8 protein-coding genes and 6 pseudogenes are annotated in these 14528 nt (G+C 64.3%); 8 read left to right on the plus strand and 6 right to left on the minus strand.

Translation table 11 applies throughout. From position 1 onward, the window contains the following. Nucleotides 1-127: 127 nt before the first annotated feature. Nucleotides 128-988 (minus strand): annotated as a pseudogene (locus ABT070_RS41895) (IS481 family transposase); the annotation flags it as partial. Between the two features lie 12 nt (nucleotides 989-1000). Here ABT070_RS41895 and ABT070_RS46345 point away from each other — a divergent pair. Then, nucleotides 1001-1165: pseudogene (locus ABT070_RS46345) on the plus strand (IS110 family transposase); the annotation flags it as partial. A 735-nt stretch (nucleotides 1166-1900) separates the two neighbouring features. Here the strand turns inward: ABT070_RS46345 and ABT070_RS41900 are convergent. Continuing rightward, nucleotides 1901-3112 (minus strand): annotated as a pseudogene (locus ABT070_RS41900) (RNA-guided endonuclease InsQ/TnpB family protein). Nucleotides 3113-3542: 430 nt separating this feature from the next. On the opposite strand from ABT070_RS41900, the pseudogene ABT070_RS41910 reads away from it, so the two are divergent. The 5 genes and pseudogenes from ABT070_RS41910 to ABT070_RS41935 all read left to right on the plus strand — a co-directional run bounded on the left by ABT070_RS41910 (nucleotide 3543) and on the right by ABT070_RS41935 (nucleotide 8429). Next, nucleotides 3543-4501: pseudogene (locus tag ABT070_RS41910) on the plus strand (IS481 family transposase). A gap of 698 nt (nucleotides 4502-5199) precedes the next feature. Continuing rightward, complete coding sequence (locus ABT070_RS41915; protein WP_351768216.1) at nucleotides 5200-6312, plus strand: IS30 family transposase; 1113 nt, start codon at nucleotides 5200-5202, stop codon at nucleotides 6310-6312. A gap of 84 nt (nucleotides 6313-6396) precedes the next feature. Further along, nucleotides 6397-7198, plus strand: a pseudogene (locus ABT070_RS46350) (IS3 family transposase); the annotation flags it as partial. Between the two features lie 145 nt (nucleotides 7199-7343). Further along, nucleotides 7344-8084: a hypothetical protein gene (locus ABT070_RS41930; protein WP_351768218.1), complete on the plus strand. Its 741-nt coding sequence runs from the start codon at nucleotides 7344-7346 to the stop codon at nucleotides 8082-8084. A gap of 12 nt (nucleotides 8085-8096) precedes the next feature. Next, nucleotides 8097-8429 (plus strand): integrase core domain-containing protein, encoded by a 333-nt coding sequence (locus tag ABT070_RS41935; RefSeq protein WP_351768219.1) that lies wholly within the window; start codon nucleotides 8097-8099, stop codon nucleotides 8427-8429. A gap of 1032 nt (nucleotides 8430-9461) precedes the next feature. On the opposite strand, the gene ABT070_RS41940 is transcribed toward ABT070_RS41935, so the two are convergent. Together ABT070_RS41940 and ABT070_RS41945 are read right to left on the minus strand one after the other, a co-directional pair. Beyond that, nucleotides 9462-9959: a hypothetical protein gene (locus tag ABT070_RS41940; protein ID WP_351768220.1), complete on the minus strand. Its 498-nt coding sequence runs from the start codon at nucleotides 9957-9959 to the stop codon at nucleotides 9462-9464. A 435-nt stretch (nucleotides 9960-10394) separates the two neighbouring features. Further along, complete coding sequence (locus ABT070_RS41945) at nucleotides 10395-10616, minus strand: hypothetical protein (RefSeq protein ID WP_351768221.1); 222 nt, start codon at nucleotides 10614-10616, stop codon at nucleotides 10395-10397. An 81-nt stretch (nucleotides 10617-10697) separates the two neighbouring features. Here ABT070_RS41945 and ABT070_RS41950 point away from each other — a divergent pair, with 81 nt between their 5' ends. Then, a complete protein-coding gene (locus tag ABT070_RS41950) occupies nucleotides 10698-10820 on the plus strand; it encodes a hypothetical protein (protein WP_351768222.1) in 123 nt (40 codons plus the stop codon). A gap of 787 nt (nucleotides 10821-11607) precedes the next feature. Here the strand turns inward: ABT070_RS41950 and ABT070_RS41955 are convergent. Continuing rightward, nucleotides 11608-12439, minus strand: a pseudogene (locus tag ABT070_RS41955) (helix-turn-helix domain-containing protein); the annotation flags it as partial. A 76-nt stretch (nucleotides 12440-12515) separates the two neighbouring features. Further along, nucleotides 12516-12686 carry a hypothetical protein gene (locus ABT070_RS41960; protein WP_351768223.1) on the minus strand — a complete coding sequence of 57 codons (171 nt, stop codon included), beginning with the start codon at nucleotides 12684-12686 and terminating at the stop codon, nucleotides 12516-12518. Nucleotides 12687-13182: 496 nt separating this feature from the next. On the opposite strand from ABT070_RS41960, the gene ABT070_RS41965 reads away from it, so the two are divergent. Further along, complete coding sequence (locus ABT070_RS41965; protein ID WP_351768225.1) at nucleotides 13183-14115, plus strand: hypothetical protein; 933 nt, start codon at nucleotides 13183-13185, stop codon at nucleotides 14113-14115. Nucleotides 14116-14528 lie beyond the last annotated feature (413 nt).

Genomic DNA, 14528 nt, shown 5'->3' on the forward strand with positions numbered 1-14528 from the left:
ATCGAGCCTTTGAGTATGTCCGGGCCGGAGAGCCCTGTTGACAAGACGAGACTGGCTCGTGTCCATCAGTCCGGGCAGGTGTGTTCGGAATCAGGCGCGGTTCGTTCTGCATTGTCGGTGTGAGGTCTCAGGACTTCCTTGACGGTTTGTCGTCAGGAGATCCTTGACGGTCCTTCTGGGTGCCCATGCCTTTGACATAGAGCCTGGTGATCGGCTCGAGGTTCTTGCGGGGCCTGACAGCGAGTTCGTCCTCACCGTGCAGGATCCGGTAGTGCGTGTCCTCGATGACAACGGTGACGATCTTTCCCGCATGGCGTGGGCCGAGCTTGATGAACTGGCCGTGGATCATGAAACGGCCGCTCGCATGCACCTTGCGTTGGGCCCGGATGGCGCCAGCCGGCAGAGGCGGAGGCGGGGAGGTCGCCGTCCGTGCTCCGTCGATCTGCCCCAGACTGTCGGCCGGAACGGGGCAGGGCCACGTTCCCATCAGTGCGTTGTCGGCGATCGCGTGCATGAGGTGTCCGTCGAGGCGGAGGGTGATCGTGCGGACGGCGAGGGCGAATCCGACCTGGTAGCGGCCTCCGGCCAGGCAGACGATCCCGTCGCGATGGACCTTGCGGTTAACCTCGACGGGTTCGCCGGAGGCGAGGATCGCCGTGCCGCTGCGGGCCCTGGGCAGAGCCGCGGGTACAGGCTCGGGACCGGCTGGGCGAGCGCCGTAGCGCATGGTCAGGTAGGCGAGTTCCTCCGGCCGCAGCCGGGACGGGACCGTGGTGACGAGGTGCCGGTCGAGGAGGAAGTGGACGCTGCGGTGATTCGCCCAAACCGTCACCGTCCTGCCGGCCAGTGCCTGGTGGATGCCCACTCGCTGCCTGCCCGTCACCAGGGTGATCTCGCCGCTGGGCGGCACCCGCACCTCGAACTCGATCGCGGTGCCCTGCGGCGGCAGAATCGGCGGTTCGACGACCTCGATGGACAACTCCGCTTCTTCGACGGTCTCCACTACGACCGCCGACGAGCAGCTGGCGACCGACATGTCGCAGCACAGCGGAACCTCTTCAACCGCTTCATGGGCATGCTGTTCCACTGCCTCCAGAACGGTCACGCCTACGACGAAGCAGCCGCCTTCCCACAGGCCTCAGCAGACCTCAAGGCAGCAGCGGCTCGACGCTTATCCGCATGGGATGTCTTGTCGGCGGCCACTGCCCCGCGGACGGCCCCTCGGACCTGCGACACGGACCCGGTCGAGTACCGCCCGGAACTGCGGGCAGTCCGCCGTCTGGCCCGGGGGCAGCTCGAGCACCAGCGGCACTCCCGCGGCATCGATCGCGGCGTAGACCTTGCTGCTCAGTCCGCCTCTGGGCCTGCCGAGCCCGGCGCCCTTCGCCCGTGCCCGGCGACGGCGCCGTGCCGCAGACCGCTTTCGGCCCTCCTCTGCGTCGCCCGCACCGGGTGTGGCCTGCGGCGCATCACCCGCAGAACGGGTCCCTGCTCCGGCAGCCTGATCGCCGACGCACTGCAGATGGCCGCTGCGACTCACGGCAGTCTGGACGGCTCCGTGTTCCACTCCGACCACGGAGCCCACGGCGGATCCAGGGCCTTCGCCGACCTCTGTGAGCAGCTCGAGTTCACCCGGTCGATGGGCGCGGTCGGCACCAGCGCGGACAACGCGGCCTGCGAAAGCTTCCACCTCCCTGAAACGCGAAACCCTCCGGGGCACCCACGACTACAGCGACGCCGCTACCTGCAGAAAGACCGTCTTCTCCTGGCTGACCCGCTACAACACCCGCCGCGTGATCAATAGCCGCGTGCCCACCATCACGGGGGAGGGCCCCCTCCGCCCCGGCTCGGTCCAGCGGTGCAAGCGGGCGGGGGGCGATTGATTGACTTCTTCCCCCGCCTAAAGGCGGGGGATTCCAGCGGTCGCCCGCTGGGGTTCCTGCTTCATCGACGACTGCCCCGTCCGGGAGGACTCCCGTTGAGGTTTTACACCGTCTCCACAGGCAGACGCCGCCAGCCCGGCGGCCAGGATATTGCGTGCCGCGTTCACGTCGCGGTCATGCACGGCACCGCAGTGCTCGCACGTCCATTCACGGACGTTCAGCGGCAGCTACCCGCGGACCGTACCGCAGGCCCTGCACAGCTTCGAGCTGGGGAAGAACCGGTCGATCACGACGAGTTCGCGCCCGTACCAGGCGCACTTGTACTCCAGCATCGACCGCAGTTCCGTCCAGGCCGCATCGGAGATGGCGCGCGCGAGCTTGCCGTTCTTGAGCAGGTTGCGGACGGTGAGGTCCTCGATCACGACCGTTTGGTTCTCACGGACGAGACGAGTCGACAGCTTGTGCAGAAAGTCCCGGCGGCGGTCCGTGATCCGCGCGTGGACCTTGGCGACGCGACGACGGGCTTTCTCCCGGTTCGCCGATCCCTTCGCCTTGCGCGACAGCTCACGCTGCACACGGACCAGGCGGGCGCGGTCACGGCGCTCGTGCCGGGGGTTGGCGATCTTCTCCCCGGTGGACAGGGTCACCAGGGAGGTGATCCCGGCGTCCAGGCCGATCGCCGCTGTGGTGGCGGGGGCCGGGGCGATGCTGTCCTCGCACAGCAGGGACACGAACCAGCGTCCCGCCGCGTCGCGGGACACGGTCACCGTGGTCGGCTCACTGTTATCGGGCAGTGGACGCGACCAGCGGATGTCCAGCGGCTCTGGGATCTTGGCCAGAGTCAGTCGCCCGTCGCGCCAGGTGAAGGCGCTGCGGGTGTACTCGGCCGACGCGCGGGACCTCTTGCGCGACTTGTAGCGCGGGTATTTGGACCGCTTGGCGAAGAAGTTGGCGAACGCCGTCTGCAGATGACGGAGCGCCTGCTGGAGCTGGACGGAGGACACCTCCGTCAGGAAGGCGAGTTGTTCGGTCTTCTTCCACTGGGTGAGCGCGGCGGAGGACTGCACGTAGGAGACGCGGCGCTGCTCGCCATACCAGGCTCGGGTGCGTTCCTGAAGCGCCTTGTTGTACACGAGGCGGACGCAGCCGAACGTGCGCGACAGCTCAGCTGCCTGCTCGTCCGTGGGGTAGAAGCGGTACTTGAACGCCCGCTTGACCTGCTGCGCCATGCCTCACATTCGATCAGCTTCCATGTGACTGACGGGTGTCGGTCGGTGGGCGGTTGACGTCGGTCCGCACTGGCGGCGAACCGACCCTTCCTGCCCTGCCCCGCAGGAACTTCGTTTCCTCCCCGGCCTGAAGGCCGGGGTATCCACGAAAGAAGGCCCTGATGAACCCTTCAGCAGAAACCGTACGTAGCAATTGGTGGATGCCACGTTGCTGAGCAGAGGTCTGCCTGCCGGGCTCCCTCGTCACGGAGGGCAGCAGTTCAGCCTCAGCATCCACGCCCGTCTCCAAGTGCATGGTTAGGAGACTGGCCGCTGTGGCCCCGGGTATCCATGCAACCCCGGGGCCACAGCCCGCGGGGAAGCATGTGTGTCGGTCTAGAACTGACGCTCATCGTTGACACCTGGGTCTCCGATCACTACGGAGACCCACATGCCGAAGCTCACCCCCACCGCCCCGCCGCTCGACCGCGAGGCCAAGCGGCGCCTGGAGGTCATACGCCACGTCGAACAGGTCAGCGAGAACGTCGCGGTGTCCTGCCGCTACTTCGGGCTCAGCCGGCAGGCGTGCTACACGTGGTACCGCCGCTACCAGGTCGAGGGCGTCGAGGGGCTGCGCACGCGCTCCAAGGCCCCGAAGACGTCCCCGAACGCGACACACGTCGAGGTGGTCGGGAAGATCATCTATCTGCGGCAGAACTACACTTCGGTCCCGAGAAGATGGCCCTGTACCTCAAGCGGTATCACGACGTCACCATCAGCAAGGCGGGCGTCTGGCGCATCCTCAACCGCCTCGACATGGGCCGCCTGCCGACCTCCCCGCGCTACGCGCGCCACGACCGCCGATGGAAGCGCTACGAGAAGCAACTCGCCGGCCACCGAGTGCAGATCGACGTGAAGTTCATCGAGCCGCTCGCCTCGATGCCCCAGGGCCGCCGCGGCGGCCGCAACAAGTACTTCCAGTTCACAGCGATCGACGACTGCACCCGCCTGCGCGTCCTGCGTATTTATCCAATGCGCAACCAAGCCACCGCAATCCAGTTCCTGGACCAGGTGGTTCAACGCCTGCCGTTCCAGGTCGAGGTCATCAAGACCGACAACGGCGCCGAGTTCCAGTCCGCCTTCCACTGGCATGCCCTCGACAAGGGCATCGCCCACACCTGCATCAGGCCCCGCACACCGCGGCTGAACGGCAAGGTCGAACGCTCCCACCGCATCGACACCGAAGAGATCCACCGGCTCCTCGACGGCGTCATCATCGACGACGCCGAGGTCTTCAACGACAAACTGGGCGAGTGGGAGGACCACTACAACTACCATCGCCCCCACGGCGGCCTCGGCGGCCAAACCCCCTACGAACGCCTCAAGCAGAAGACCACGACCCAGGCATAAACGAAGAACTTCAGTTGCACACCGGCAAACATGTGAACCCTCCACCAAGCAGGGGCGTAGGTAGGAATGAACACGCTGCCGTACCTGACAGCAGTTGGGTTCATGGTCAGAGCAGGCCCCGGGGGGTTGCTCTGACCAATGTCTGCTCGGACCACTCCCACGCGACGAGCAGGCAACAGCTGTCCACGCTGGCATCCGGGCAGCACCACGGGGGTTGGCCTTGCTTCTCTCGGCAGGCCAACTCCTGCAAAGCCTCCGCCGGACTCAGGCGGAGCGGGCGCGGCCCTGGCAGTTGCCGCCAACAGGGCCGCGCCCGACAGCAAGGCGCCTGTGCCGCTGCCGCATGCACCCACTCGCTCTCCATGGCATGCCACGCCCGTGCACAGGTTGCCAAGTCACCGGTACGGGCGTAGCCCTTTGATGGTGGAGCGGGAGATGCCGGTGAGTTACATCGCGTCGGAACGGCCGTCCGCTTCGCCATCTGGGACCAGATCAGTGAGCCTCTTTCGTGCGCTCAGCAGAACAGGAGGTGACACCGTGACGTAGCGGTGTTCTTGCTGTTCGGAAGCTCGTCGTCGCCTGCCGGTGGAAGTCCGGTCCGGGTAGCTGCCAGTGTCGGCGACGCTTGAAATGTGAGCCGATTCGGCGCTTGGGTTCTAACGCTTGTCGCAACATTCCTTGATCATTGTGGAGTGTTGATGGCGAGGCGGGGACGCAAGCGCAGACTGGAGCTCGAAGCCGAGTACTGGCGCCTTCTGGCGGCCGGGGTGGGCAGCGTCGAGGCGTGCAGGCGCCTCGGCATCGGGCGCAAGACGGGCTACCGGTGGCGGGCGGAGAACGGCGGCCTTCAACCCGACTATCTCCCAGAAGCCTCGCGCTCGGGCCGGTACTTGTCGTTGTCGGAACGCCGGAGGATCGCCTCGCTGCGCGGCCGCGGCCTGGCCATCCGGGAAATAGCCGGCAGGCTCGGACGGGCGCCGTCGACGGTCAGCCGTGAGTTGCGGCGCAACAGCCGCCCGCACGACTACGGCAGATACGACGCCGACCTGGCTCACCACCGCGGCCGCGAGCGTGCCGGACGTCCCAGACGCTCCAAGCTGGCCACGGATCCCGAACTCAAAGCCGAGGTGCAGTCCAAGCTCGATCTGGAGTGGAGCCCGGAGCAGATCGCCGCCCATCTCAGGATCCGCTGGCCCGACCGTCCCGAGCGGCACCTCTGTCACGAGACCATCTACCGAGCCCTCTACCCAGGCGCCAAGGGCGGCCTGAGCAGGACTCTCACCAGGAAACTCCGCACCGGTCGGCCGCTGAGGAAAAAGCGCTGCCGCCCTGACCAGCGCATGCCGCGGTTCGTTGCACCCGCCGTACTCATCGACCGTCGGCCACCGGTCATCGAGCTGCGCGAGCGTCTCGGTGACTGGGAGGGCGACCTGGTCGTGGGCGCCCGCAGCCAGTCCGCCGTCGCCACGCTCGTCGACCGACGCACCCGTTATCTCCGCTTGGTCCCGCTGCCCGAGGGGCACTCGTCCGGCCAGTTGCGTGACGCCCTCGGCATGCTGCCGGAACGAGCACGTCGGAGTCTCACCTGGGACCAGGGCTCTGAGATGGCCCGTCATCACGAGCTTGCGCCCTACTTCACCGACGGAATCTTCTTCGCCCGTCCCGGCAGTCCCTGGGAGCGGGGGACGAACGAGAACACCAACGGCCTGATCCGGCAGTACTTGCCCAAGCGCACGAACTGTCCCTCCACACCGCTGACGACCTCCGCCTCATCGAGCACCGGCTCAACAACCGACCCCGCAAGAAACTGAGTTGGCAGACCCCAGCTCAAACATTCGCCGCAGCTGAACCGTTCCGGGTTCGGTAGGGACTCGATCGTTTGAGAGGATCGAGTTATGGCACGTCCTTCCCAGTACCCGCTTGAGCTGCGCCGTCGTGCGGTGCGCATGGTCGCCGAGGTGCGGCCGGAGTACGACACCGAGTGGGCCGCGATGAAAGCGGTCGCCCAGAAGCTGGGCATCGGCACGACCGAGACGCTGCGCAAGTGGGTCCGGCAGGACCAGATCGACGCCGGGACCCGTGCGGGCACGACGAGCGAGGAGTCGGCGGAGCTGAAGCGGCTGAAGAAGGAGAACGCCGAGCTGAAACGGGCCAACGACATCCTCAAGGCTGCGGCGTCTTTCTTCGCGGCCGAGCTCGACCGGCCACACACACGCTCGTAGCGTTCATCGACGAGTAGGGGGACCGCTTCGGCGGCGTCGAGCCGATCTGCCGGGTCCTCACCGACCACGACTGCAAGATCGCACCGTCCACCTACTACGCCCACCACAAACGCCAGGCCGCACCCGCGGCCCGCACTGTCCGCGACGCCGAGCTGAAGACCCTCATCACCGACGCGTACGAGGCCGTGTCTACGGAGCCCGGAAGATCTGGCGGCACCTGAACCGCCAGGGAGTCGCGGTGGCCCGCTGCACCGTCGAACGCCTCATGCGTGAACTGGGCATCACCGGAGCGGTCCGCGGCAAGAAGGTGATCACCACTGTCCCCGACGCGAGCGCGGAACGGGCCCCGGACCTCGTGGACCGCGACTTTGTCGCCCCCGCCCCGAACCGCTGCTGGGTCGCCGACTTCACCCACGTCACCACGTTCGCCGGCGTCGTCTACGTCGCCTTCGTCGTGGACACCTTCTCCCGCCGTGGCTTTGTCAGCGAGTTACGAGAGCGCCTGTAGCTCAGCCTTGAGAGCACTCTCTTCCACGGAAGAGTGATGTCGCTGAGATTTGAGAGTACCTGGATGCTTGCTTCGGGACCATGGTTGTGCTCTGCACGATGAGGGGGCCCGGGTGCTGCCGAAGTCCAAGGTCGATCTGTACGCGGCGATCCGTCGTGACTCGCGCCAGGGGTTGTCGAACCGTGCTCTTCAGCGGAGGTACGGCGTCGGGTTCTTGACGGTGCAGAAGGCGTTGTCGTCGGCTTGGCCGGAGCCGAGGAAGCAGCTTCCGCCGAGGGCGACCCGGCTGGATTCGTTCAAGCCGTTGATCGACGAGATGTTGCGGGCGGACCTGGACGCGCCGCGCAAGCAGCGGCACACGGTGAAGCGGATCTTCGAGCGGCTGCTGGATGAGCACGGCGCGGACGAAATCTCGTATCAGATGGTCCGTGGATACGTGGCGACGCGCCGTGAGGAGATCAGGGTCCAGGCTGGCCGGGGTGTGGTGGAGGCGTTCATCCCGCAGACCCACAAGCCCGGAGCCGAGGTGGAGGTCGACTTCGGGGACGTGACGGTGCGGTTGGCCGGCGAGTTGGTGACCTGCTACCTGTTCGCATTCCGCCTGTCCTACTCGGGCAAGGCGGTGCATCGAATTTTCGCGTCGGCCGGGCAGGAGGCGTTCTTCGAGGGCCACGTCCACGCTCCTAGATCAACATCCGCTGCCGAAACTCGACAGCAAACGCTCTTCGTCATCACCTACGAAGCCACCCGCCGCATCGTCGGCTGGTCAGCAGCCACCTCAAAGGAGACCCGGCTCGTCCTGGACGCCCTCGAGATGGCCTTGTGGCAGCGCGACCGAGACCAACACCCGTAACAGAAAGGCGAGTTGATACACCACTCGGATGCCGGGTCGCAGTACACATCGTTCGCGCTCGCCGAGCACCTCGACCGGGCAGGCATAGCCGCATCCATCGGATCAGTCGGCGATGCCTACGACAATGCCCTGATGGAGTCGACGATCGGGCTGTTCAAGACTGAGTTGATCAAGCCCCGTCGACCCTGGAAGACACTTTCCCAGGTCGAGCTGGCCACCGCCGAATGGATCGACTGGTACTGCCACCGCCGACTCCACGGTGAAATAGGGCACATCCCACCTGCCGAATACGAGACCAAGTACTACCGCGAAACCACAAAATCCCAGGTCACAGTCACGACCTAGAGTCTCGATCAAACCCGGAACGGTTCAGCTCTGGCACCTTGAGCCTGCAACGTTGCGACGATCATGCGAATCCACCTTACTGATCGTTTCAGAATGAATTGCGTTGTGGGACTTGGCAGTTGAGGGTTGTGTCGGCAGGATCTGTTGGGTGTCTGCTGATCCAGTCCGTCCTCAGGCTCTTGCGGCAGATCCTGCGCGCCGGGGTGATGGTGGGATGGCCCTGTGCGGCGGCCGGTGACCCGAACCCGAGTGGTCGTCGACCAGCCGGTGCGGCGACTGTTCTGCGACGTCGCTGATTGTGCGCGTTGTACCTTCGCCGAGCAGGTAAAGGCCTGACCATCCGCTACGGACGGCGCACTGTGGTGCCCGGTGGCCCTTGGTGCAGGCGACTGCCGAAGATCCTTGTCCTTCTGGGACGAAGTCCGGGTTCTTCGACTGCATTTAGGACCGGATGCGGCGCCACCGCACACCTTTCGCGATCAGTGAGCCTCTTCAGCCGCCCCTCCGGCGAGTGAGAGTGCCGAGTGTGTTGAAGCCTCCAAGCATGGCAGTTGCTGTCCTTGCCGGGCCGAGCTGCCGAAGCGACGTCACCCGATTGGTGACCACACTGAAAGGGTCAGTAGGCGGCGCATCTGTGAGCGGCCCGCCTCGATCCCCTCGGCCCGCGCTGCCGCGGCCAGGGAATCCAGCGTCCACTCGGCCGGTCCCGACTCGTCGAAGGCCCGCAGTTCTGATGGGGTCCCACCGCAGCCGACCCGGTGGCACAGCCTTGACAAGGGAGATGATCGTTCCTGCTCAGTGATCTGCCGCCTGCGGCCCTGACCACCCATCGTCCGGACCCGCATCACCACATCTCGCGGAGCCTTCCATGCCCGCGCCAGCCAGCCAACGACGGCCCGCTCGCCCTCATCACGCTCCTGCCTGCCGTGCCTATAAAACCGTCGCCCAACCCCGCCACCAGGACAGATGTCCGGCCAATGAGGAATCCCGCACTGGTGTACCTGCGCTTGCACGGCGCCGTCGCCAGGGTCGTCACCTGCGAGCATGGTTTGCAGGGGGCACAGCGCCGTAATAGTGCGCGTTTTGAGCTGGATTCATCGTTTGCGGATATTTATGCTGCATGCCGCGCAGTGCGTTAATGGCTGCCTCGGATGTCCAAAATTCGGGTTTCAGGTAACGCGTAGTGTAATCATCTGCAGTGAGCGGATCTGTAAAATAGCCGCGAGTCGCCATTTGTCGCAGCATTTCCATTGCGTGCCTTACTGGAGCATGATTCGAATCTACCATTTTCTGAGCCCATGCGAGAACAGCTTCTTCTTCTGCCGTTAGGCGACGGCTTGCGCTCGCTGCGAGCGAGGAGGAGGCCGGCGATGCCTGCCCGGTCAGCGGACGCGTGACGAACGGAGGTGCGGCTGCCACTGCATACGGTGACGGGGTCCCGAACGGCTGTCGAGACGTTGCAGGTGCATGCACGTGGGGCTGGCTTAACTGTCTGGCGACCGAGGCTTCAATATTTTCTCGTGCATCCATTTCCCATTTATCCAACAGTGAAGGAATACCTCGGTGTAATTCCTGGTGTGACTGCCGGTATGCCGCCGCAGCCCCTTCCCGCCCCCACTGGGTCCAGTCGGTGGGATTTTGCAGGGGGGTTGAAGTGTTATGCGATGATCGATTCACGTTTCCCCTATGCCGTTCGCTTAGTTTCGGAGGCTCCTGAAGAGGTATTTCTGTGGCGGATGCCGTACTGCGGCGACCTAGTAGTACTACGTATTTACTGTGCTCATGGTTCAGCCTTGATCCACCGTGTGAATTCTGATTGCTGAGCTCACTGAAAAGAGCACAAGCGACATGTCGCAGCCGACACACAGTTCGTGCTGGTCAGGCGGGCGGACACGGTCGAGGTGGTCGGGCGGGCGCTGGCAGAGGCGGCCGATCAGGGAGCGCGGACCGATCACGGGGGCTGGGTCAGCCGCTGGAGACGGTGCGGGTTGGCTGCGGCGGTTCGCCCGCCGAGCCGTTCAGGTCCGGCGGGTGTTCACGGCGTTGGTGGTGGATGCCGGGGGTTGCCCCGGACGCCGGTGCGGGAGCGGTGGCCCACCTCGGCGAGGTGTCGCCTTGGTTGGTGGCTTGGGCCGCCTCGAGCGGGATACTGCTGACTCCGCCCTGGCCCTCGGAAATGATCAACACGAGCCGACTCTGACGCCAGGCCGTCACCAGTGTCACCATCACGCGCATGTGTTCACACAGCGTGAGAGGCCTGGTGATCAGATGGACGAACAGGTACGGCTGGAACGAATTCGGGCGACCGGCCTGTTCCGCTACACGCTGATCATGGAGGCTGCTGACCCGACCCTGAACAGGCGCCAACGCGGCGCTTTGGCGCGGGAGTAGGAGGCCATGTTGCATACGGATCCGGACGGCGCCCGTGCGGATCACGCGCTGGTGCCCTCACTGAGGCAGTTCCGTCCCGCACTCCGCCGGAGATCATGGAGCTCGCGGCGTTGATGAAGAAGGAGGAACGGGTCGCGGTCGGCCGCGCAGATCTGCCGGGTCATCCACGCGAAGTTGCCGCCGGACGAGCGGACCGTCCAGCGCATGATCGTCCGCGAGTGCCTGGACTTGTTGTGCGGGCTGTCCGTCCCGCCGGTGTTCGGCCGATTCGATGCGGACGGGCCGAAAGAGTTCTGGACCGGACGCCCTGCACGGGCTGATGGTCGCCGGGCGCAAAACCTACTTGTTCGCCTTCCTCGACGATCATCCGCGGACGGTGGGGCACCGTTGGGGGTTCGCCGAGGCCACTGTCCGCCTGGCTGCCGCCCTGCGGTCGGCGCTGGCCGCAGGGCGGCAGCCCTTCACGCCGGCACGGCAGCGAATTATCTTCAAGGATGCCAGGAGGCCTATTCACGGGGTTTCACCAGCCCTTCTTGTAGAAGACGAGGGCAGTGACGGTTCTGGCGACGAGGGAGAAGACGGTGAGGGGGCCGCGGTACCGGGCGGCGAAGACTTTCCAGTTCTTCAGGTACGCGATGGCCCGCTCGACCGCGGCGGGGAGTGTGCTGCGGAGCGTTTGGCTTCCTTGTCTCCGGTAAATCGTTCCTGGCCGGGCGGCTCGCGCCTCGGTGTGGGCAGGCCAGAGCCAACGTAGCCCAGATCGCCCAAGCCCTCGCGTTCGGGCTGGAGCGGCATCGGCGAGGGGACGTCCACCCCAACGGATGCCCTTCTCGCTGCGGATGCGAGCGCGCTCGCGGCGCTGGGCTGCCAGCACGTCGGGGTGACGGGCATTCGCGTTGCGCCAGCGCAGATAGGCGTGCAGGGCGCGGGTCTGCACGGTGTGGTTGCGGTGGTTGGAGTTGGCGACGGTGAACTGCCGCAGCGGCCCGAAGTGCGCCTCGATTGGGTTGGCCCAGGACGCGTATGTCGGCGTGAAGCACAGCTCGACGCGGTTCTTCTTCGCCCAGCGGCGTATCGTCTCGCCTTTGTGGGCGGACAGGTTGTCCAGGATGACGTAGATGGGGGCGCCGTCCGGTCGCGGGGTCCGGGGACTCTTTCCACGTCTTGGTGCGCTGGAAGGTGATGCCGCGGCGGGCGAGCAGACGGCGTAACGCCTCGCGGCCGATGCGGATGACCCGCCCATGGACTTTCCGCAGGTGGGCCAGAAGTTTGCGGATGGACCAGCGAGTGAAGGGCTGGCCGAGTTTGGTCGGGCGGGTGGTGGCCGTCTGGACAACGAAGTCCTCGTCGTCAGGACTGAGCAGGCGGGGACGACCTCCCGCCCATCGAGGGTCCAGGCAGGCCAGGCCGATCTCGTTGAACCGGTGGATCACATCCCGGACGGTGTCTTCGTCGGCTTGCACCAGCTGGGCGATCACCGGGACCCGGTTCCCGCCGGCCGACACCAGCAGCATCGTGCGTCGGAAGCGGACCGAACTGGTGCTGCCCCGGCGCACGATCTGCTGCAGCTTCTGCCCCTCCTGGTCGGTCAACCTGCGCACACGGACAGGTTCAGCCACCGCACCCCCAGCATTCGGATCGGACGTCACGCAACATCCAACCGCCCGGACCACCGACCAGGGCGAACCAATGTGGTCAGAGCGCTAGCGAGGGGGTGCGCCGCCACCCGAGTGGATGACGGCGGACACCGAGCACCGCCAGCAGTCTGTCTGAAGCCCTCGCAGCACCCCATTCGGGGAGCTCGTCGGTGCTCTTCGCTCCCGAGACGACCGCGCAGGCACACGCCAGCAGAATCGACGTCAGCAAGTACCACCGGCTTCGCCGCGAGTGCGGGTCAGAGACTCAATCGAAGACAGGGTCCCAGGTCAGCGACCTGGCAGACGTTCAACGGGCCCAGCTTCGTCAACACGGCAGGGATCGCAGGAGATACAGCGGTGTGCACGGGCACCTCATGGTCATCGGGCGTAGGACACCACAATAATGATCACGAAGCCCGCGTCTGTATCGCTATCAGCCCTCACACACTCACGAGTAGGGAACTTGAAGCCACCCTGCCCTGCAACAGGGCGAGTTGAACCTATAGCAACGAATGCTCGTATCACACGAGTAGTAGACCCGCACACCAGGGCGCACGCGAGGGTATACGAACCTCTTCAGACTCTTCCGAAGGGATTTCCACCCCTTCTCTCAAACCGCTTGAAAGTTGGGACAGGTTAATTCGCAATACTTGAGATGTGAGCAGTTCGTCATCCCTGTTGAATAATAGATTGCTAGTCTGGTACGAGATTAGAAGGTGTACATCTTGCTGGAGCAGCCAGAGCGGGACGAAAATGAGATTGCAGCCCAAATGGCTATGCTAGTCGTCGATTGGCACGCCAAGGGAAAGGAGGTCAGTAAAGAAATTTACGCTCCAGACCATCTTCTCAGAAAGATTGCAGCAATAGCGGAAAATATACTGCGATCGGATGCGGGAGTTGATACAGCCAAACCCGCTAATCGCAGCCGCTTCTTGCGACGTTTTGTAGCGGTCAAGCCTCCTGATCGACTCCCCATCGATGAGAGAGTCGTAGCCGAATGGAGGGCACAGTCTGTCCTCGCCAAGGCTGACGCCCGCGTCATGGACGCTAGACGCAAATTTGATGAATCATACCAAGGAGCGCTGCAGGCAAAACGTGACACGCAGGTCCAGATTGACAGTAGTGTGCAGTCCATGAGGGATCGGATTCCGGCAGATAAGCAGAATAATCGGCAAATCAAAGAGCAGGCGAGCGTGGCTGAAGCGATTTACAAGAGTGCGGTAGGGGCAGCTCAAAAGGAGTTTGAGGAAAAGGTAGTATCCGTATTCGAACTCCGCGGCGTTGCAGGCTTCGCGTATAGCGAGTCGGTGAAAGATAACAGATTGGGGCTGGTGAGCGAGTACAGTCACGCAGCGGAAGAAATCCAATCGGCGGCTTCGGGCTCTGTGATTTCTGCAGACAGGGGAGTGGAAGCTCTTTCCGCGGAAACTGAGAAGCTAATACAGGCTGAAGAGGTCGCTCGAGCCGAGTATGGGGAGGCTATTTCTCGGGTCCTTAGGTCCCCCGGTAGTGGTGTTGCTCTAGCTGCAAGCTGGCAGATTTCCGGAATCAGCCGGCCTCTCAATAACGGAGCATCGTCAAGCGCAGCAACGTTCACGCCTCCTCGCGCCATCAACAATCACCGTAGTCAAGGCAGTTCTACTCAAAGGCGAGTCTGATTTCGACTTTTAAGCACCAGACACTTCAGGTTAGCTACCGATTGAGTGGCGTGTGGACGGCTGTGAAACCGGCGGAACTCAGGGTGGTTGAGTAAGGTCTCCACGCTCAACCATGGCAGCTGTAGATAGCTGTCGCTGGTCATGGTGCAAGGCGCGAGCGTTCTCATGATCCGGTCGCGATGAAGTCGAGTCCGTGATCGAGGTGGGACCGGTAGTAGTCCAGGGCTGAGTCACGACAGTGAACCTCTTTCATCCTGGGGTCTGAGGGGTGAAATGGCTGGTCAACGGGGGTGGTGACGTGGCAGAGCCCCTCGTCGTTGGTGTGGTGATCTCACTCATCACACCGGCGGCCGAGGGGCTCTGTTGGTTCCGTATCCTTCCATGCTCGACGTCCCGTACGAGCTGGTCGAGCA

It is taken from the genome of Streptomyces sp. NPDC002884 (assembly GCF_040295245.1).
Classification (GTDB): domain Bacteria; phylum Actinomycetota; class Actinomycetes; order Streptomycetales; family Streptomycetaceae; genus Streptomyces.